This window comes from Gloeotrichia echinulata CP02, assembly GCA_038087035.1.
In the GTDB taxonomy this organism is placed as follows: Bacteria; Cyanobacteriota; Cyanobacteriia; order Cyanobacteriales; family Nostocaceae; genus Gloeotrichia; species Gloeotrichia echinulata.
In genome coordinates this window covers 2747096-2767933 of sequence record CP051187.1, presented here as the reverse complement: position 1 = coordinate 2767933, position 20838 = coordinate 2747096, and the positions used below count along the sequence as shown (strand labels likewise).

At 39.3% G+C, this 20838-nt stretch carries 18 protein-coding genes; 5 read left to right on the top strand and 13 right to left on the bottom strand.

The window, feature by feature from the left end:
* Nucleotides 1-126 precede the first annotated feature (126 nt).
* The 3 genes from rfbA to HEQ19_12210 all read right to left on the bottom strand — a co-directional run bounded on the left by rfbA (nucleotide 127) and on the right by HEQ19_12210 (nucleotide 3871).
* Entirely contained in the window at nucleotides 127-1038 is a 912-nt protein-coding gene (gene rfbA / locus HEQ19_12220; protein WYM00170.1) for a glucose-1-phosphate thymidylyltransferase RfbA, read from the bottom strand.
* A 208-nt stretch (nucleotides 1039-1246) separates the two neighbouring features.
* Complete coding sequence (rfbB, locus tag HEQ19_12215) at nucleotides 1247-2317, bottom strand: dTDP-glucose 4,6-dehydratase (GenBank protein WYM00169.1); 1071 nt, start codon at nucleotides 2315-2317, stop codon at nucleotides 1247-1249.
* Between the two features lie 615 nt (nucleotides 2318-2932).
* A complete protein-coding gene (locus tag HEQ19_12210) occupies nucleotides 2933-3871 on the bottom strand; it encodes an NAD-dependent epimerase/dehydratase family protein (GenBank protein WYM00168.1) in 939 nt (312 codons plus the stop codon).
* Here HEQ19_12210 and HEQ19_12205 point away from each other — a divergent pair.
* The 5 genes from HEQ19_12205 (at nucleotide 3855) to HEQ19_12185 (ending at nucleotide 9217) form a co-directional block, all read left to right on the top strand.
* Nucleotides 3855-4100, top strand: a complete 246-nt coding sequence (locus HEQ19_12205) for a hypothetical protein (GenBank protein WYM00167.1) — start codon at nucleotides 3855-3857, stop codon at nucleotides 4098-4100. The genes HEQ19_12210 and HEQ19_12205 overlap by 17 nt on opposite strands.
* Nucleotides 4101-4211: 111 nt before the next feature.
* Entirely contained in the window at nucleotides 4212-5354 is a 1143-nt protein-coding gene (locus HEQ19_12200; GenBank protein WYM00166.1) for a glycosyltransferase, read from the top strand.
* Between the two features lie 112 nt (nucleotides 5355-5466).
* Nucleotides 5467-6198, top strand: a complete 732-nt coding sequence (locus HEQ19_12195; protein WYM03374.1) for a sugar transferase — start codon at nucleotides 5467-5469, stop codon at nucleotides 6196-6198.
* A 971-nt stretch (nucleotides 6199-7169) separates the two neighbouring features.
* Nucleotides 7170-8249, top strand: coding sequence for a GDP-mannose 4,6-dehydratase (gene gmd, locus HEQ19_12190; GenBank protein ID WYM00165.1), 1080 nt, complete (start codon nucleotides 7170-7172; stop codon nucleotides 8247-8249).
* A 23-nt stretch (nucleotides 8250-8272) separates the two neighbouring features.
* Nucleotides 8273-9217, top strand: coding sequence for a GDP-L-fucose synthase (locus HEQ19_12185; protein WYM00164.1), 945 nt, complete (start codon nucleotides 8273-8275; stop codon nucleotides 9215-9217).
* A gap of 447 nt (nucleotides 9218-9664) precedes the next feature.
* On the opposite strand, the gene HEQ19_12180 is transcribed toward HEQ19_12185, so the two are convergent.
* The 10 genes from HEQ19_12180 to HEQ19_12135 all read right to left on the bottom strand — a co-directional run bounded on the left by HEQ19_12180 (nucleotide 9665) and on the right by HEQ19_12135 (nucleotide 20769).
* Nucleotides 9665-10384: a calcium-binding protein gene (locus HEQ19_12180; GenBank protein ID WYM00163.1), complete on the bottom strand. Its 720-nt coding sequence runs from the start codon at nucleotides 10382-10384 to the stop codon at nucleotides 9665-9667.
* Nucleotides 10385-11455: 1071 nt separating this feature from the next.
* A complete protein-coding gene (locus tag HEQ19_12175) occupies nucleotides 11456-12598 on the bottom strand; it encodes a glycosyltransferase family 4 protein (GenBank protein ID WYM00162.1) in 1143 nt (380 codons plus the stop codon).
* Nucleotides 12599-12665: 67 nt separating this feature from the next.
* Complete coding sequence (locus HEQ19_12170; GenBank protein WYM00161.1) at nucleotides 12666-14114, bottom strand: oligosaccharide flippase family protein; 1449 nt, start codon at nucleotides 14112-14114, stop codon at nucleotides 12666-12668.
* 61 nt (nucleotides 14115-14175) lie between these two features.
* Nucleotides 14176-14880 carry a class I SAM-dependent methyltransferase gene (locus HEQ19_12165; protein ID WYM00160.1) on the bottom strand — a complete coding sequence of 235 codons (705 nt, stop codon included), beginning with the start codon at nucleotides 14878-14880 and terminating at the stop codon, nucleotides 14176-14178.
* A gap of 63 nt (nucleotides 14881-14943) precedes the next feature.
* Nucleotides 14944-15807: a glycosyltransferase gene (locus tag HEQ19_12160; protein WYM00159.1), complete on the bottom strand. Its 864-nt coding sequence runs from the start codon at nucleotides 15805-15807 to the stop codon at nucleotides 14944-14946.
* Between the two features lie 29 nt (nucleotides 15808-15836).
* Nucleotides 15837-16016 carry a hypothetical protein gene (locus HEQ19_12155; protein WYM00158.1) on the bottom strand — a complete coding sequence of 60 codons (180 nt, stop codon included), beginning with the start codon at nucleotides 16014-16016 and terminating at the stop codon, nucleotides 15837-15839.
* A 61-nt stretch (nucleotides 16017-16077) separates the two neighbouring features.
* Nucleotides 16078-17283: a glycosyltransferase family 4 protein gene (locus HEQ19_12150; protein WYM00157.1), complete on the bottom strand. Its 1206-nt coding sequence runs from the start codon at nucleotides 17281-17283 to the stop codon at nucleotides 16078-16080.
* Nucleotides 17284-17335: 52 nt separating this feature from the next.
* Nucleotides 17336-18133 carry a methyltransferase domain-containing protein gene (locus HEQ19_12145; protein WYM00156.1) on the bottom strand — a complete coding sequence of 266 codons (798 nt, stop codon included), beginning with the start codon at nucleotides 18131-18133 and terminating at the stop codon, nucleotides 17336-17338.
* A gap of 47 nt (nucleotides 18134-18180) precedes the next feature.
* Complete coding sequence (locus HEQ19_12140; GenBank protein WYM00155.1) at nucleotides 18181-19365, bottom strand: glycosyltransferase family 4 protein; 1185 nt, start codon at nucleotides 19363-19365, stop codon at nucleotides 18181-18183.
* A gap of 48 nt (nucleotides 19366-19413) precedes the next feature.
* Nucleotides 19414-20769 carry an O-antigen ligase family protein gene (locus HEQ19_12135; protein WYM00154.1) on the bottom strand — a complete coding sequence of 452 codons (1356 nt, stop codon included), beginning with the start codon at nucleotides 20767-20769 and terminating at the stop codon, nucleotides 19414-19416.
* Nucleotides 20770-20838: the final 69 nt, after the last annotated feature.

Genomic DNA, 20838 nt, shown 5'->3' with positions numbered 1-20838 from the left:
AAGTCCCTAAAAGTTTGCTAATGAGGGCTAAAGCGATCACTACAAATAATGCCTAATACCTCAATTTGCCTAGGGCTTGGTTTGTCCAGCCAATGAATTAAAATTTGCAGAGGATTTATCAATAGCTTACTTTTCCAGTTCATTAAACTGTTGTCTAGTTTCAGAGTGTTGGTCATTATCTAAAATTGTCATCAGGTAACGACCATAACTACTTTTAGCCATAGACTGAGCCAATTGACGAAGTTGGGATGAGTTAATATATCCTTGATTGTAGGAAATTTCTTCAAGACAAGCTATTTTCAAACCCTGGCGTTCTTCTAGGGTTTGGATAAAGTTACCAGCCTGATGTAGGGATTCATGAGTACCAGTGTCTAACCAAGCATATCCTCGACCTAAAAGTTCTACTCGCAATTGACCTTGCTGCAAATAAGCCAGATTCAAATCAGTAATTTCTAGTTCATTACGTACAGAAGGCTTCAGTTTAGAAGCAATTTCTACTACTTGGGAATCATAAAAATATATGCCTGGTACAGCATACTTAGACTTGGGATTTAAGGGCTTTTCTTCGATACTAATTGCTCGTCCATCTGCATCAAATTCAATGACTCCATATCGCTCTGGATCTTGCACCTGATAGCCAAAAACTAATCCACCTTTCTTCAGATTTGCAGCCCGAAGCAGCACTTCTGTCAAACCATGTCCATAAAAAATGTTATCGCCTAAAATTAAGCATACAGGCTCGTTGGCAATAAAATCTTTGCCCAAAATAAAGGCTTGGGCTAAACCTTCAGGCTGTGGTTGAGCAACATAACTAAATTGCACACCCCACTGACTACCATCTTTTAAAAGTCGCTGAAACAATGGCAAATCATTAGGTGTCGAAATAATTAAAATCTCCCGAATGCCTGCTAGCATCAATACAGACAACGGATAATAGATCATCGGCTTGTCGTAAACAGGCATCAATTGTTTACTGACAACATAGGTGAGAGGGTAAAGACGTGTACCAGAGCCGCCAGCTAGAATAATACCTTTCATGCCAATTTTAGATTGTGGATTTGAGCTTTTAGATGATAAACCTCGTCCATGTTGAAACCTGGAGTTTTAAATTATGTGTTGTGTCATGGCGACGTAGGAAGCATAAGTCCTGCAGACAGGCTGCGCGAACACAAAAATAAAAATTTGGCAAAAAACTACAGTTTTCAAGTTAGACGCGGTTTAAATACTCACTTGAGACTGTTGGAGTCTATGATTTTCTATTTTCATAATTTTGTTTCAGCCAGTTTTGATAAGCTCCTGAACGCACCAGATTTACCCAATCAGAGTTAGTGAGATACCATTGAACTGTTTTGAGTAAACCGCTGTCAAAGTTTTCTTTTGGTTCCCAACCTAAATCGCGGTTGATTTTAGTACAATCAATTGCATATCTTCTGTCATGGCCTGGACGGTCTTTGACAAAAGTTATTAAAGAAGAGTGGCGAAAGTCTGATTTAGGGGCTAACTCATCAAGAATCGCACAAATTTTTTCCACAACTGTCAAGTTAGCTTGTTCGTTTAGTCCACCAATATTATAAGTTTCCCCAATTTTGCCTTGTTGGAGAACGAGGTAAATAGCCTCGCAGTGGTCGGTAACATAAAGCCAATCACGGACATTTTGACCATCTCCATATATAGGTAGATTTTTACTATCTAAAGCATTGAGAATGATTAAAGGAATTAATTTTTCAGGAAATTGATAAGGTCCATAGTTATTGGAGCAATTGGTTGTTAAAGTTGGCAGTCCATAGGTGTGATAGTATGCTCGGACAAAATGATCAGATGCAGCTTTGGATGCTGCATAGGGACTATTGGGTGCATAGGGAGTATCTTCTCGAAAGGCTGGTTCTTGGGGATTGAGTGAACCGTAGACTTCATCTGTAGAGACATGCAAAAAGCGAAATTGCTGTTGTCTTGATGATGATAGTTTTTGCCAGTAGAATCTGGTTGCTTCTAGTAATTGAAATGTTCCCACTACATTAGTATCGATAAAGTCACGGGGACTGAGAATTGAACGGTCAACATGACTTTCTGCCGCAAAATTAATAATTGCATCCGGCTGATACTGCTCTAATAGATAACTGACTAACTCTACGTTACCAATATCTCCTTGCACAAAATTATGGTTTGAATCTTCTTGCAGTTCTGCTAAATTTTGTAGGTTACTGGCATAAGTCAATTTATCTAGATTCACGACATTAGCCCATTTTTCCTTCCTAGCCAGAAGGATAAAATTAGCCCCGATGAATCCTGCGCCTCCTGTTACCAATACTGTAGCCATATTTGATGATTTTTCCTGTTTAATGAATTGCTAAATCGATTTAATAATAGTCAATTATTTTTTCAATTTTAGATGGGTGATTCGGGATTAATAACAACCACAATTGTAAGATATTTGAGGATTTTAAATGGACAATTTTAGATTTGTTAGGCACACCCTTGGATGCGGTCAAAAACGAATCTATTATCTAAAATCCCAAATATCAAATTATCAGCATTAGGAGTATACTACGGTCTTTCGGTTTCCCAAAATAAAATAGAGTAAGTGGCTCTTTAAAGTCAAGACTTTGGGAGAACATTTCTGGTAAAGTACCTATCTATATTTTCCCTCTTGAGAGAATATGGGCACGCAGGGCTGAGAAGCAGTTCCCAGTCGGCGAGATGGGGGAATAGTGAAAATTATTCAACATCCCCCATCCCCCGCATCCCAATACTGCGTAAGTTTTGGAATTTCTTGGTTGAGGCAAGCAGGGGGAGAAATGGAGGCAGGGGAAGAGTTTTGCCTCCCCTGCTTCCCCTGCTTCCCCTGCCTCCCCTGCAAATCCTACGCAGTATTGCCCCGCATCCCCCTAACGTTCTGAGCCTTCGTCTTTTTGGAGATTATTAGAGGATTTAGTTAAAAAACTTGTAAAATTTCTTCATCCACGGAGAAATCTACCTCGCTTTTATCTCGCCCAGTTGCCAGATAATCATTGTTAAATGAGTCAGTCAAGCCAGAAATTAAATCATACTCAGGTAACCAGCCCAATTCTGTTTGCGCCTTATTCACGGATGCGAAGAAATGCTGCACCCGCAGAGGAAAACCTTTACGTTTACCGAAATCAAACTTTTTCGGGTCGTAATGGACGATTTTCACAGCATCGGGTGATTTACCTGCGGCTTGTACACAAGCACGAGCTAAACCATCAAAAGTGACAAAGCGATCGCCAGAGATATTGTAAATCTGACCTACTGCCTGCTGATTGCCGACAACCAGAGACATCGCCCTGGCCAAGTCTTGGACGTGACCTAGCTGAGTGATATGCAAACCGTTACCAGGGATGGGAATAGGGCGATCGCGGACGATTCTGTCAAAAAACCAGCTTTCTAAATCATTATAGTTACGAGGCCCATAAATGTATGTGGGACGAATGGAGGTAAAGGGCAATCCCAATTGGGTCAGATAAGCTTCCGTTTCATGCTTCCCTTTGTGGCGACTTTTCGGGTCTACAGTATCGCCTTCTACATGGGGTAGTTGGTCTGACTTGAGATACACCCCCGCTGAACTCATATATACAAAATGTTGCACACGGTCTTGAAAAATTTCTGCCAGTGGTTGAGTATCAGTAAGTTCCCGTCCATTATTGTCAAAAATGACATCAAATTTTTGTTGTGATAACTTTTCCTTTAACTGGGTAGGGTCAGTGCGATCGCCTATAATTTGTCCAACCAAGTGCAACAAAGGTGCTGGACGATTACCACGATTGAATAGTACCACCTCATGTCCTTGTTCCACCAGCAGTTGAGTGAGATAAACACCAATGAACCGAGTGCCACCCATGATCAAAATTCGCATAAATTCCCAATTCCTATGTGAGTTGTTGTCAAGGGATTGGGGATTGGGAACTGGGGACTGGGAACTGGGGACTGGGGACTGGGGACTGGGGACTGGGGAAGAATTTTCCCTAATCCCCCATACCCAATGCCCCATACCCAATGCCCAATGCCCAATGCCCAATCCCCAATCCCCCTTGTCTTTGAGGTTATCAGGTTGCTGTATCCCTCTGGAACCTCTTTTGACTTAATTCCGTCTTAGGTTCAACCAGGGGCGCTTCCCATTCCTGAAATCACAAGGGAAACTTTTCAGTTAACCTGATAATTTGTCTTAAGTATTTTCCACCTATTTAAAGTTAGCTGTGCCCTTGAAATATGCTCTGGTTCATGAGTGGCTGACTCCTATTGCCACTGGCGGTTCAGAACTAGTTGTGCGGGAAATTCTGAATCATCTTGACGCTGATTTGTATGCCCTCATTGACTTTGAATCCAGTAACCCTGAAAGTTATCTTTACAAACGTCAGATTGGTACAACGTTTCTGCAGCGCTTTCCCTATGCACGCCAAGGTGTACAAAAGTACTTGCCTTTGTTGCCATTGGCGATTGAACAACTCGATTTGCGCCAGTATGAGGTGATTCTCTCTTCCTCTCATGCTGTAGCTAAAGGAATTCTGACCACTCCCGATCAGATACATATTTGTTACTGTCACAGCCCCATGCGTTATGCCTGGGACTTAACCTTTGATTATCTGCGCCAAAGTAAGGTGGGGAGTGGAGTAGCTGGGTGGATATCCCGTTATTTACTGCATCGTTTACGCCAGTGGGATGTATTGAGTGCAAATCGCGTTGATTACTTTATTGCTAATTCACAGCATACAGCTCGTCGGATTTGGCGCTGCTATCGGCGAACCGCAACCGTTATTTACCCACCAGTAAATACCGAAGCCTTGCCATTTTCTCCTCACAAAGAGGATTTTTATCTGACAGTTTCCCGGTTAGTGAGTTACAAGCAAGTATCTTTGATTGTCAAAGCCTTTAATCATCTGCAAAAACCATTGGTAGTAATAGGTACTGGTCCACAGATGAAACATATTCGCCAAATAGCGAATCATAATATACAAATACTTGGATGGCAACCTGATGAGGTGGTAAAAAAATATATGGCTCAAGCCAAAGCGTTTGTATATGCAGCTTGTGAAGATTTTGGCATTGCCTTAGTGGAGGCACAAGCTTGTGGCACACCGGTGATTGCCTACGGTGCAGGGGGTGCCTTAGAAACGGTGCGCGATATTAGCACCTGTGTGGATACGGGGACTGGCATTTTCTTCAGGGTGCAAACTGAGGCGGCGTTAGTAGAGACAGTAGAAAAGTTTGAAATGTATCAGAGTGCCTTTAATCCAGAGTTGGTGCGGGATCACGCCCGCCAATTCTCAGCGCAAATGTTTGCTGCTCAGTATCTAGACTTTTTAGATCAGTGCAACAAACACAGGCCGTCTTTAGCGTGATAATCTGGATTTTTTTACCTGTTTTGTAGGCTTTTGGAAATTTTCTCCCAGAAGCATCTCCTTTTAGCTTTAAGATTGGGACTATGTGTGGTGTGGATTATTAAGGAGTATGATGACTGCCCAGAGCTCACTCCTCTCCGGCAAGCGATCGCGTACTTTCTTAAAACGTGATCAACAGAAAAAGACCCCTAATTTCAAACCCAAGGGTTTGTCTTTTCAGGGTTTAAACGGAGAGTTTGCCAAGCGACTGTTCGATATTGTGTTTTCTCTGTCGGTGTTGATATTGTTTTTCCCCGTTTACTTAATTTTGGCCTTGCTGATTGCTTTTAGCTCAAAAGGCCCAATTTTTTATGTCCAAGAACGGGTGGGTAAAAACTACAAGCGTTTTAATTGTATTAAATTCCGGACGATGGTGACCAATGCCGATGAAATTCTCATGCAAATGATGGAAACATCTCCTGAACTGCGGCAAGAATTTGAGACCAGTTTTAAGCTCAAAAAAGACCCGCGGATTACGAAAATTGGGCGCTTTTTGCGAATTACCAGTTTGGACGAATTTCCCCAGTTCTGGAACGTTTTAATTGGTGACATGAGTGTTGTCGGTCCGCGACCCTTAGTCGCGGCAGAACTGCCAAAATACGGTTGTCACATTGACCAGATTTTAACCATTCGTCCGGGAATCACTGGATTATGGCAAGTTTCTGGCCGCAATGACATTCCCTATCCGCGTCGAGTCCAAATAGACCTGCATTATGTCAAATTTAGAAATTTTTGGCTTGATTTATGGATTATCTTGAAAACGGTGGATGTAGTCATTATGCCCAAAAATAACGGGGCATACTGAAAAAATCTCAGCGGCTACTCTGTGGGGCAACTTTTGCCCCAAATGCAAATTCTTGACCAGACACTAGCATCAGTACGCCCTTGGCTCCCGCTCCTTCTCTTGCTCACACGCTACACGAACGCTCAAGGGTAAAATCCGTCAAACGATTTTGGATTTTGGATTTTGGATACTTCTCTACGAGAAGTATCCAAAATCTAAAATTCGGAGGGTCAATGCAACAAGGGTACGTAGGTTAGTAGTCAGTAATAAAATACTTAAGTACTGGCTACTAATTTGTCGTGACGTACTCCACACACTCCCTTTCAGGTGAGTGTGGGCTTCTGTGCGACTCTTCTATGAAGACATTGACTGAGCTTTTTGACTGTGCTACCCACGGTTCTTTGGTTAAGCCAAACAATTAGCTTTTATTTTAATAGGCTGCTTTTCAGCATTTAATTGGATTACACCTACTGGTTAAAATTATATCAAATATTTTGAAAAAAAAACAAGAAAGTGTTCATTCCTCACCGACCAACATTGCTGATTTCGCTATGCTCAATTTCGCTCGTTGGTCAATTCGTCACTCACGCGCCATTCATCCCACGCTCATTCGAGTGAGCGTGGGGCTTCTGTCGGGAAAGCTAAGTCCTAAAAACCAAATCCCACAATATTTATTTTCCTCTGTTGAGAGAATAGTATTTAGTTTCTATATAGAATAGCTAAAATTATTTAAGTCTTAATAAAAAAAGCCAAACTATATGAAGTTTTAGCAAAGATTTCGCAAAAATTATCCAGAAACCCACTACAGGCTTGATTCCCTTTAAAAGGACTTACTTGTTAAATTCATCATTATTAAGTATATTTATCTAAGGAAAGTTATACTATTAAACAAAAGTTCGTTGATTTCCCATTAGGCAACGTAGCAATTAGCTGCTAGGTTGTATCAGTTGGCCTGCAAGTATTTTATCAAACATACAGGGGATAATTTAAGCATGACGGAACACAAGCGAGCGTTGATTACTGGTATTACCGGTCAAGATGGTTCATATTTGAGTGAGTTATTGCTAGAGCAAGGCTATGAAGTTCATGGTATCATTCGCCGGACTTCCACCTTTAACACAGACCGCATCGATCACATGTATGAAGATCCCCATAAAGAGGGAGTGCGGTTGTTTCTTCACTATGGCGACTTGACGGATGGTACAACGCTACGCCGGATTTTAGAAGAAGTGCAGCCAACAGAAATTTATAACTTGGGCGCTCAATCTCATGTTAGGGTCAGCTTTGATTCACCGGAATATACGGTGGATGCAGTTGGTATGGGAACGCTGCGTTTGTTAGAAGCAATTCGGGACTACCAACGGCGTACCGGAATTGAGGTGCGCTTCTACCAAGCAGGTTCTTCGGAAATGTATGGTTTAGTACAAGCAGTACCCCAGAGCGAGACCACGCCCTTTTATCCCCGTAGCCCTTATGCTTGTGCCAAAGTTTATGCCCACTGGCAAACGGTGAATTACCGCGAGTCTTATAATTTGTTTGCTTGTAATGGCATACTTTTTAACCATGAATCACCCAGACGCGGTGAAACCTTTGTGACACGCAAAATTACCAGAGCGATCGCGCAAATCGTTGTTGGTAAGCAGAAAAAACTTTACATGGGTAATCTTGATGCCAAACGGGATTGGGGCTACGCCAAGGATTACGTGCGGGCAATGTGGTTAATGTTGCAGCAAGACCAGCCAGATGATTACGTGATTGCTACTGGTGAAACTCACTCAGTAAGAGAGTTTCTGGAACTGGCATTTAATCATGTCAATCTGAATTGGGAAGATTATGTCGAATTTGATGAGCGCTATCTTCGCCCAGCTGAAGTAGAGTTGCTAATTGGCGATTCTACCAAAGCACAACAAAAGCTAGGTTGGAAACCTGCTGTTACCTTTGAGGGACTTGTCGCTTTGATGGTGGAAGCAGACTTGCAAGCATTCGGTTGCGCTAACCCGAATGGAAATGGTTCGCCCGTGGTCCAAGATATTGCGACTGTTCGTCAACAACTGGGCGCTCTTCACTTCTGATTTACACCGTCAAGGATAAAAATATGACCGCCTTAGAACTGAAAAATAAAAGGATTGTCGTCACTGGTGGAGCGGGGTTCCTCGGTCGTCAGGTAGTAGATCATCTGTTGAAAGCTGGGGCTGACCGTGAGAAGATTACAATACCGCGATCGCGTGACTACGATCTGCGTGTTTGGGAAAATTGCCAGCGTGCAGTAGACCAGCAAGACATTATTATCCACCTAGCAGCGCACGTTGGTGGTATCGGTCTCAACCGCGAAAAACCAGCAGAGTTGTTCTACGATAACTTGATCATGGGCACCCAGCTAATTCATGCTGCCTATCAGGCTGGGGTAGAAAAATTTGTCTGTGTTGGCACTATCTGTGCATATCCCAAATTCACACCCGTACCATTCAAAGAAGATGACCTTTGGAATGGTTATCCAGAAGAAACCAATGCTCCCTATGGCGTTGCGAAGAAAGCACTTTTAGTTCAATTGCAATCTTACCGCCAGCAGTATGGCTTGAATGGGATTTACCTGCTACCAGTGAATTTATACGGGCCTGAAGATAACTTTGACACCAGAAGTTCTCATGTAATTCCGGCCTTAATTCGCAAAGTTCACGAAGCCCAACTCAGGGGAGATAAGCAACTCCCTGTTTGGGGTGATGGTAGTCCTACCCGCGAGTTTCTGTATTCAGAAGATGCAGCCCGGGGTATTGTTATGGGTACCGAATTATTCAATGATTCTGAACCTGTTAACTTGGGAACCGGTTACGAAATCTCTATCCGTGACTTGATTAATCTCATAGCTGAGTTAATGGAGTTTGAGGGAGAAATTATTTGGGAAACTGACAAACCTAATGGTCAACCCCGCCGTTGTTTAGATACTGAACGGGCAAAGGAAGCCTTTGGTTTCACTGCTCAAGTAAGCTTCGAGCAAGGGCTAAAGAATACCATAGAGTGGTATCGTCAAAACGCTAATTAACAATAGGTAGGGCATATGCCCTACTTATTCCCACAGACTTACATGATAATTAGCGAACAAAGGTATATTGCGTTTTGTAAAAACCCTGTAACGATTCATTTTTGAGCTTCTTTCCTAAGTTTACAGTTCGTTACATAGATTGATTTTTTAACGCCGACTTACTTATTCTGGAATTTTGAATTGTAGCGATACAAGGGCGCAACTCTCGAAGTGGTGCCTAACTTCTGACTTACAGGACGCGCGCAATAAAGAGGCTGCGGTTCCTGTGTTTTAAACAAGAAGCCGCAACCTAACGCACACCCCATTCATTAACAAAATGGGAAGCAGTATTCAGGACTTCCAAATAAAAAAAATATCCCATCAGAACTGTTGACAGTTGACAGTTAGGAGTCAACTGTCAACAACTTCAAGAGGTTGTTTTTATTTTTTGGAGTTCCCTGAATGCTTTTAGAATATAAAGTTGCTAGCTTGATTCACGGCAGCTACAGTGGTGCTGTCGAGAGTAGCCAATGTGGTGAAACTACCAGCACCAGCACTACCATCGATATCAACTTTCAATGTAGTGCTTGTACCTAGCTGTACTACCTCCAGGTAGCCACCGCTGATCGCACTTGCAAAGTTGGTAATCCCCAGTGGTTTGAATATACCCGACAATTGCAGCTTATCTTGACCAGCAGTAAAGTCAACAATCCGATCAACGCCATCGGTAGTAGCGTTGAATCTGAAGATATCGTTACCAGTACCACCAGCTAATCGGTCATTACCAGCGCCACCGGTCAGGATGTCGTTATCTGCGCCACCGGAGAGGATGTCGTTACCTGCGCCACCGGAGAGGTTATCCTTACCTGCGCCACCGTACAAGCGATCGTTACCAGCCTCACCATAGAGAAAGTCATCTCCCGCTTCGCCTATTAGCAGATCATCCCCTGCAGATCCTCTCAAATCATCATTTCCTTTTCCGCCATTTAATTCGTCATTACCATTTCCACCATTAATTAGATCGTTACCATCTCCGCCTCTGATGATGTCATTATCATCTCCGCCTCTGATGGTGTCATTACCACCAAGACCTCTGATGGTGTCATTACCAGCAAGACCTTTGATATCGTCGTGAACAGAAGTGCCTGTAATAATATCAGGACCGGGTGTACCGATGATAGGATTCATAGAATTTGTTCCTTGTTGTAAGTTAGTTGTTGCAAATCAATTACATCGTTCAAGCTATTCTGAAGTTTTAACGCAGCAGTAATACCGCCATTTATAGGCAGATGACACACAGATTTTGCCAAGTGTCTACATTGGCAAAATATTGTTAAATTAAATAGAATAGCTTTAATTAACATCAAGATCGAACCTGTTGACTTCCAAAGGCATATTTTTTTACTAATGCCAGAGGGACAACGGGTTTTTATTTGTAGCCTATATTTGGGAAAGAAAGCTTTATTTTACAGAAGTATCCCAATGATTGCAAAAATACTTGGCGAATAGAATTCGCAGAAGCATCCAGGCGTAGTCCACCTACGCAGACTAATAATACCTGCTTAAGCAAGGTTTGTTTTGTAGCCCCTGACTTTCAGTCTGTTTGCCGAGCCTGTGCCTTAATACAGGGCAATTTGCATATTTGGGATACTCCCAATTTTGCTTTCAATTAATGAAAAGACTACAAAGGAAAAACACTAATTATTGAATGTTCTTCCACTAACATAATAACACGTATGGCTGACAGTAAATATAAAAAGTATATAAAGATATGCAGAAATTTTTGGCATTTTATAAAATCATCATTTAGGTTTACAGCAAAAAAAATGCGTTTCCATTTTCTAAATAAAAACTTAAGTATAAGTCATATATAAGGATAATTTTTGTTTAAATGTTAATTAACATCTGTTCTGACATTGATGGTAGCCAGAGCATAAGATAAGCAGATAAAGCATATAGAAGGAAATGTAGAGCTAAATAAAATATTCCATTTATTCAGTACACAAAAAATTTGGATAATCGTCAATAATGCGTAAGTTTTGCCCGAAAAACCGCCGATAACTAAAGTAATTGATCATAGCTAAAGTAAGCTAAAAGCCTACTGGGTAATCCTTTAAACTATTTCAATGGGTTTGTGCTTCTCGCTTGAAATTTATTGCTCGGCTCAAAACCTATGCAGTATGAGGATAACCGTTTATTGTATACCCAATGATCTTACTAATAAATCTTAGTGTAATACCAGATTTTAATCAGTAAATACTATAACTTTGAAATTGCTTGAAACAGGCTTTCTATAAGGAAAAAGTTTTTATTAATATCAAATTTTATCTGAGCAACTTGCTTACCTTTTATGCCCATTTCAAGTCTTAAGGTAGGATTTTCAATCAGAGTTTTAAGCCGTTGTGCTAATTCATGTCGATTACCAGGAGGAATCATAAAACCTGTTACCCCATCAATAATAACCTCTTCGATCTGAGGTAGATTTGTTGCAACTACTGGAAGCCCAAATCCCATTGCTTCCATGAAAACTTGAGGTAATCCTTCACTATAACTAGGCATTACAAAAATGTCTGCCTGCTGATAAAGGGCTTTCCATTCTGGGGAGTAGGCAGTGATATTATTATAAACTCGAACTTGAGGGTGACTACATTCTATGGTTGCTTTAGTAACTAAATGAAGAGTTGCTGAATCTGAAAGACTTTCTAGAAAGACTGATAACAAATCATGACCTCCTTTTCTTGTAAAGTCTCCACCGACAAAGAGGATATTACAAGCTTGAGAATTGTGTGATCTAAAATTATTATCAACATCCAAGATACTTAAATTAACTCCGGGAGGAATTACTATAACTTTGTCTTCATGAATACCATAATCTTCAACAACAGATTTTTTAGCTAACTCTGACCAGGAAATAATTCGCGATGCAGCATGAAAAACTCTTTGCTCTATTAAAATATTAGGAGCATAAGTCCACTGAAAGCGACTATCAGACATTTCTCTAGATACGAGTGCAGCGGTAAAGTCAATACTAACAACAGTAGGGATTTTTTTCATGTACTCTAGGGCTAAGAGCGCCATAACTTGAGTGTGTAAGTGCATGACTGTATATGGTTTTTTATATAAGTTTTTTTTGATCAAAGACTTAGTAATATAGGCTGATATAAGTTCAGAACGAAGACATTGAACATCTAGATTCCGTTGTTGAATCCAAGAGTTCGGGAACTTGCGATAAAAGGGTCTAGTGAGCAGCCATTGTAAATTTTTACACTCATCCATAAACCAGTAGAAATCTACTGAACCAGGGGAATTTGAGTTTTTGAAGTAATCTCTCAATAACTGACCATATGTGCGATGTCCAAGAAACTGATTAGTAATTGATAAAGCGTGATACTTTTGGTTCATAGATTTTACCTCAATGTGATTAGGAAAATGGCAAAAAATTAATTAACAATATACTGAAGTATATTTATTAGATATTAAACCAGCTTTCATGAAACATAAATTTGATTAAACTAAAAGGTAAACGACCCTTAGAAACTAAAGTAAGCATTGCTATATAAGCACCTAGTAAAATTAAGACCTTTAGATAAATATTTGCATTGTGAATACCAGGGATTATATGTATTGTAATCATAACTATTGCTATAGATATAGTCGGAATAAATGCTGAATTTAAAAATGATTTTATATTTGCTCCTGAGCTACGACAAGCAGCTATTAAATACCAGGTTGAAGCCGCAAAACCCATAACCGATGTAACGGCAATGGCAACGCCTTGTATGCCTGCTATGTTAGCACCAATGACGTAAGAAGTTAGAGAAAACGGTACGATGAACCAATCGATTCGCGCAATGTCTAGAGATTTATTGATGGATAACAGATAGGCACCAAGGATTGACATAAATCCTGCCATATAAGAATAGATCAGTATAGTTTGACATATAGGAATAGATTGCTTCCAAGTATTGCCGTAAACAAGTGTAATTAGTTCTGGCGTTAAAGTAAATGCTAACCCATATATTAAACCAGCAGTAATAGCATAATATTCGATAACTTTTTTAATTTTAGGTTCTTTGCTCCCCTCGCTCGTTTGTGAGATAGCAGAGAAAATAACACGATTATTAATCTGAGAAAATGCAAATGCTGGTGTGGTAGCTAGTTGATAAGCAACACTATAGTAGCCAAGAGATTGAGTTCCTAAAAGCTTGCCAACAATTAAGTTATCTCCTGTTATATTGAGTTGAACAGCTATCTTACTTCCTAAAACCCCAAAAATAAACTCTTTTATTTCATTAACTTTAGATTTTTCTAGATGAAAAAGGTATTTAAATTCATACTGACTAAAAAACTGTTTTAACAACGAATCTACCAAAGCCATCGCTATTTCTCCAATTGCAAATGACCAAAATCCCCATCCCAACATTGAGCTAATAACCAAGCTAGATACTCGTGAAAAATTAGCAAGCATATCACAAATAGCTAGCTCTTTAAACTTCATTTTTCGTTGTAGTATTGCCGTATGAGAACCTGCACCTGCTCCAATTAGGAAGACAAAAGCTGAAAGTGCCGTTAAAGGGCATAAAATTGGCTTGTTAAAAAAGTAGGAAAGAGGGAATCCTGCTAAAACTTGGATGAAAAACAAAATTATAGAAACATTGACTCCTATGCTGTAGACAATGTTAACTAGTTTAGAATCATCCAAACCTCTTTGTACTAGGACTTGGGCAATAGTAGTATCTCTAAACAGAAGTGAGAAATTTGATAAGACTAGAACCATTGCCCAAATTCCAAAGTCTTCAGGCGACAACAAGCGAGCCAAAATAGCTTGAGCAATTAACTGAGCTACTTTTCCCATACCAAAGCTAACAGTTATCCAGAGACTAGCTTTAACTATCTTTTTTGAGTTGCTTACAGTCATAAAACAGGGTGGGTGGGAATCATACGCTTATTGAATAGCAGAAGAAAATCTCAACTTGATTTCATTTTTTATTTCGGATCGTAAAGATAAATTTATCTCTAAAGGGAATTGGTTTACTAAAGCTATAATCAGGGAATTCTTTTTGATAATCCTTCAGAGAGCGAGAAACTTCATAGAAACATTGACGGGCATTTTCATTAAGCCATGAAGTGACAATAAAAATACCATTGTCGGCTAGAGAAGATTTTATGCTTTGCATAGCAAAAGAAAATTTATCAGGATTGGTAATATGTTGTGTCACATCAATCATGATAATTAAATCAAAGCTATCATTTAAGCTTTGTTCAGAAATATCTAATTTCTGGAATTTAAATCCTTGAAAGTCTTGGGTGAGTTTTCCAAATAAAACATTTGTAATATCAATTCCTAAATAGTTTTTGCATCCATTTTCATGAAAAATCTTTGTGTAAAATCCAGTACCACAACCTATATCTAGTATGCAAATTTTAGTGAAGTCAATTTCCATTTCATGACAAACCGAAAGGAAAACCTCTTTTGCTTCAAGATACATCTGCTCATTCTCTTCTTGAGATAATGCTGCATTGCCAACTCCCTTCAAATTGAATTGATATTTTGAATGCCTATCATGCCAGTATTTTTCTGCTTCATAACCTTTAGTATCCCAGTATTCAAAAGCCTGTACGCATCTACGAATTACTTTTAGCATCAATGCACTAAAACCAGTTGTTGATTCTACTTTGCTCATTTTCATGACCAAAAATTTCTCCCTAATACTAATCGATTGATATTGGAACTATCTGTTGATAAATCAGATATATTTGCGATTCATCATCGTTGATATTTTTTTGAGACTAGCTCTGACATCTTTTGGTAAGGCGAGAACAAGGGAGTCTACAGGAGTCTTAATTAGGCTAAAACTTTTGTCGATTAAATAAGGTACTAATTTCTCTTGATTGGGAATATATTCGGTATTAATAGAGAAATCATCTCCTAATCTTTTTATGGGTTGTCTGATGCCTCTCACTCTATTAGATACATTTTTATCATGAATAACTTGTAGCCACGTTGGTTTTGTTTTTACTTGTTCAATCTTGCCCATCAAAGACAATTTTGTATGTTCTCCACATACAATTGTTTTGAATCCATCAATATTTCGTTCATTAACTCTTTCAATTAAACTCATAAAAGGATTATTTAAGTAATTAAATTCATAAAGCTTGCGATTACTCAAAACGTAACCACAAGTAAAATTTAGAAACTCAAACTTTTGTTTCTTGAAGCTGCTTTGAATTAAATCAACAAATTGTTTAGAGACTGCATCATCATTATCTAATCTGGTTGTAATTAAATATTCAACATTATTGTTTAAATTATTTAGCACAGTTTCCCGACTAATTCTATTAGTAAATTCAGAATCTAGATAAATAGGAATAATATTTTGCCATTTTGAGTATTCTTGGATTTTATTCTTAAATTCTTCTGGTGTTTCACTATCAAAAAAAATTAGCCATTTGAAATTTTGGTTTGACTGTCCGCGAAGGGAAGAATAGCAAAACTTGTCAAATAATTTGAAGCGATGAGTTAACCAATCGGGGTTAATTCCGATGCGTGAGTTGCTGTAGTCTACTCTGACGTTAAATCGAGTGATAATAAAGTGTTGAAAGTTTTTCATGAGATTACCTTTGTCAATTGATATGAAGTTTAAGGAATAATGTCATCAAATAGTTCTATTAATTCTTTGTTGTCTGGGTTGTCCGTAACTATTGCACGCCTAATATTTGGTGAATATAGGTTTAGCGAATGTGCCAGAGTTTTTGCCATTTCAATAAACTTAGGCAATCCATAAGCGAAGGTGATAATACCGCGTTCGTAAATAGTCATTGCGATTTTTCCTAAATGATGATTTTAGTAGGTAATATTTGTGATGGATTTACACTGTAATTTAAGTCATATACAGCATTCTATGAGGCGTGTTCCTGGTTGCTAATTCTTGACCTCTGTTACCTAATTTTTCACGCAGTTCTCGATCTGTACACATCTGGCGCAGCATTGACAAAATTTCCTTTGGAGAGTTTGGATCTACTAACAAACCGGTTTCTCCATGAAGGACAGCATCCTCTACACCTCCTACTCGTGAGGCGATCACAGGTTTACCAAAATAACCCGCTTCTAGGTAAACAATTCCAAAACCTTCAATGCTTTTTTGCTTGTTATCAAAGAAGGTAAGCATCGAAAATATGTCACACGTTGCGTAATAGCTAGCTAATTCTTCATCAGGTACATATCCGGCAAAAATAACCCGTGAAGCAACACCCAATTTTTCGGATAATTCCCTCAGTTCAGACTCCATTTGACCCCGACCGCAGATGAGGTAGTAGACATCAAGCCCATCAGCTAACAGGGCGGGCAAATGTTCAATAACCCGGTCAAAACCTTTGCGTCTGACTAAGCGCCCTACTGACAATATCACAATTGCGTCTTGGGGAATTTGATATTTCTGGCGTATCTGTGAGCGGAGAATATTTTCTTGCTTGAGACTTACCTGACCAAATTTTTCTGGTCTGACAGTTGGGTGGATAATCTGAATAGGTCGCTCAACTTCAAAATTCTCTTTTAGGTAGTTTTGAGTGAAGCTACTATTGCATACAATTATTTTACTACGCTGGAGTGTCCACTCAAATAGCCATCGAAAAAAAGGATTTTTTAACGGGCAAAGTACATCATCTCCGTGGAGGTAAATAAAGCACTCAATCGGCAATAAATAACTTAGCAAGAGTAAAGCAGGAAAGTCGTAGCCGTGGCACCACTCTATATAACGATAATGATAGCGTTGATATAGGCGAATGCCTAATACTACTGACCAGAACATATTCAGAATTTGTTTTAAAATACCCCCTAAAGGTCCAAAAAGCCCAGGTGGTGGCATCGGCCAGCGGTATATTGGAAATGTTTGTATCTGGTCAAATTTGCCGTCATCTGCACATGCAGAGGAAAGAACGATGACACTTTTGGGGTCTTGCAAACAGCGATTATAGGCATACTCCTGAATACCGCCTTGATTAGGAAAAAAGGTACGGGAGATTACCAGAATATTTGGTTTATGATCTTGTGCGCTGATGGAAGTTATAGATTGTGAAAAAGTCCACATTATATTACTTATAAAATCACGATGACTTCTACCGTTTGTTGCTGTTCAATTCTCAAATAGATTCATCTTTATTTTCTGAAGATATTGGTTTTTTGCAGCAATATATATCTTCTCTTTCTGGTAAACAGTATTTTGTCATTATCTCCTTTCCTAATTCTTTAACGTAATCCTCTACCTTAACTATAAAACCAGCTTTTTCCAGCCTATCTTTGTAATCCAAGCCATAAACTCTGACATGATCATCTTTACCAAATAAACGTTCTCTATCTTTAGGTGATGTGATACTAAAATCTTCAAATGTGTTTTCCCGTTCGTAGTCCAGTGGTACTTGTAAGATTGCCCAACCACCCGGCTTAAGAACTCGAAATAACTCGCTCATAGCTTGATGATCATCGGGGATATGTTCTAAAACATGACTACACAAAATCACATCAAAGGAGTTTTCTGGGGCTTGAATGTTTGTGATGTCCATTTCAACCTTAGCAAATGGTGCATTTAAACCTGCACCGATATATTCAAGATTGGATCTGTAATTTAAGGCTAGGAAGAAAAAATACTCCGGACAAACATGAAGAACTCGTAACTTATCAACAAACAAATTAGTTTTATTTTGTAAATACAACCATAAAACTCGATGTCTTTCCAAGGAATTACATTTTGGACAAACAGCATTAACTCTATTATTAACCCCACCCGTCCTGAATTGACGAAACTGGTTGCCACAGCAAGGACAAATAAACTTATTTCCGGCATACCATATAGACTGCAAGTCTCCGGTAATTTGCATGACGGTAGGCAAGGTCTGTTTGGGTAAAACTTTTTTAGCTATATCTCTGATATACGATGGCATTGAACTATCCTCTAAATGCAAGTAAATTTAATTGTGGTCGAAACAAATTAGTACACTTTGTTTAACTCTTTTTCGTCGGTATTTATCGAAATTAATTCAGTGATTTGCATCATTTGTTGCGTGTATTTACTCACGCTACAATTTTGCATTACCCAATTTTTTGCTTGAGTTAAAACTTCTGAAGTATTCTGATGATTGCTAATACGAATAATTGCCTCACATACGGCTTTTGGGTCATGAGGATCGACCATCCACTCAGGGGCAAAGTGACTTAAAATTTCCCCGATTCCGCCTGTGCAACTACCAACTACTGGAACACCAAAGGCGATCGCTTCCACAATGATGCGTCCAAATGGTTCCCTCGGAGCAAGGCTTACGACAATATCTGCATAATTATAGTAATTTTGTATCGCTAGGGTTGGGGGTAAGACCGTAAAATAATCAGCAACGCCTGCATTTTTCGCACTTTTGAGCAATTCCTGAGTATAGATTTGATTAGGAGATAAATCTTGCCCAATGACTACGCCGTGGAATTTGTGACCGCTCGCATGTAGGTGCGCTAAAACAGGAATCAGCGCCCGTAGATTTTTGTCACCAATACTGTGAGGCTGATTAATTCTTGATGGCGTCAAGATAATCTTTGCCCCGGATTCAAGTATTGGTTGTAACTCAGATGGAGGATGAGATTTAACCTGAGACTGAAAACTTTCTGTAGCCACAGGTTGATACATAACTCCCCGAATGTTGGACACAAACTGACGAACATGTTGAGCCGTGAAGTTAGAGTTGCAAATACCAACTGGTGCAAGACTAGCAAACATAAGCTTTCGCAGCAAATAGCCTGCATAATTGTATGACAGTGCTAAATCGTGAAAAAAGTGAAAAATCTGACGACCACTCCAACGAAGACGTGGGCTAGCCCACAGAAGGATTAATTGCAACCGGCGATCAACACAGTTGTCTAACAACAAGGGGTAATCTGTCGGTTGCTGATTTACCCATTTCAGTGCTTTTGTGCAAAATTCACTTTGGCTATTTGCTGCAATTGATTTCAGGTAAGCCCCTTGTCCTGCTTGGAGTAAATACTTTTCCATCACAGAATCAGCTTGCACTAAAACACATAATGATTCTGCTTGCTTCAACTGCTCAAACCCTTGAATCAATAACGAGAGTGTCACTACTGTTCCTCCGACTGCATTACAGGCTCCTGGTAAGATTAAAAGTTTTCGCATAATTTTTTTTGATTGAAAATATCAAGTATTTTGAATTGCTATCAACTATTAACTCATCGGAAATTTATGTATTGAAAATTCTGATTGCTTACCTTGATTTATATGAGATTTTTGCAAGATAGTACACAACAAAAGAAGGAATAATTCTAAACCGAGAAACTCAGTGACAGAAGAAGCAAGGGTGAAGTAAAGCAGCATGAGAAAACAACAAAGTGGTCTATCTTTTCGTGTTTTGCAAAGTTGCACCAGTAAGGATATATAAAAGGCGAGGAAAACTCCAGTACCTACTAACCCCGATTTATATAACAAAGTTCCTAAAATAAAACTTTCAGAACCAAGTCCAGCAAACTCATATCCTGGTACAACCGAAGGTCCATTCACTCCATGTCCCCACAAAGGTTCTTCAATAAAACTTTCCCAGGTTCGCTGATAGATTTTTTGCCGCCCTTCAGTTGATTCTTTGCGAAAATTACTAGTTGTTTCCACAGTATTACTGTAAGTGTCAGCGATATAATTAGTCACTGAAGGTACAGAAAATGTCGCAAAACTGGCGATCGCAAATAGCGCTAACATAAATGTAATTCCTCGAGTTTTGCCAGTTGTTAATATCCACCGTACAACCAGCACCACCGACAAAGACAACCAAGCGTTACGTGCTTGAGCAATCAGTATTAATAATGTACAGGCTGCTAATATCGACCTAGACCACAAGAGATTTTTTAGATCCAGAGCAATCAGACCCGCAAAGCCTATTGCAAAGGAAGAAACTGTTGGATGGGGAAAAAAGAAATTATGACGATATAGTCCACCAAAACCTTTCTCTGTCAAATAATATGGAACTAAAAAGTTCCCAACACTACCCAAATTTGCTGGGTTGTAGGCTCCCTTATCTGTCAATACTGCGTAAAGAGTTCGAGGAGGAGTATAGTATGGTTCTCTAATCACAAAGTGACAAAATATCCACCAAAGTATCATCATACAGATGGTAAAGGAAAAAGCCCAGGCAACTGGTTGCAGACGCACGCGAATGTTATTGCTTTGAATATACCAAAGTAATATTCCCACGCAACCCCAGGTGATCAGTGGATCTATTAACACTCTTGGTGCAATTTCTGGTGAATTCATACCATAAGAAAGTGACCGGTAAAAACTAAATAATATGATTCCAATTACTTCTATATTGGGAGGTGATAGGCGAATCTTGCGATTAGTTTTTAGTTCATAAAATACTATGGCACACATCCATAATAGTAACATTACCCCCCAGCCAATAACCCACCAAATGGGGATTAAAATAATTCCCAAACATACGACTTTTTCGGCTTGGGTTAATGCCTGAGTACGAAGCCATATTCCCTGAAATATGGCATTTTTATTTTCATGTGTTTTTGAGATAAAATTCATTGATGCGATTGAAAAATGTAAAGATTTGAGTCAAATACCTACCCATGAAAAATGTTAAAATTCCTTAAT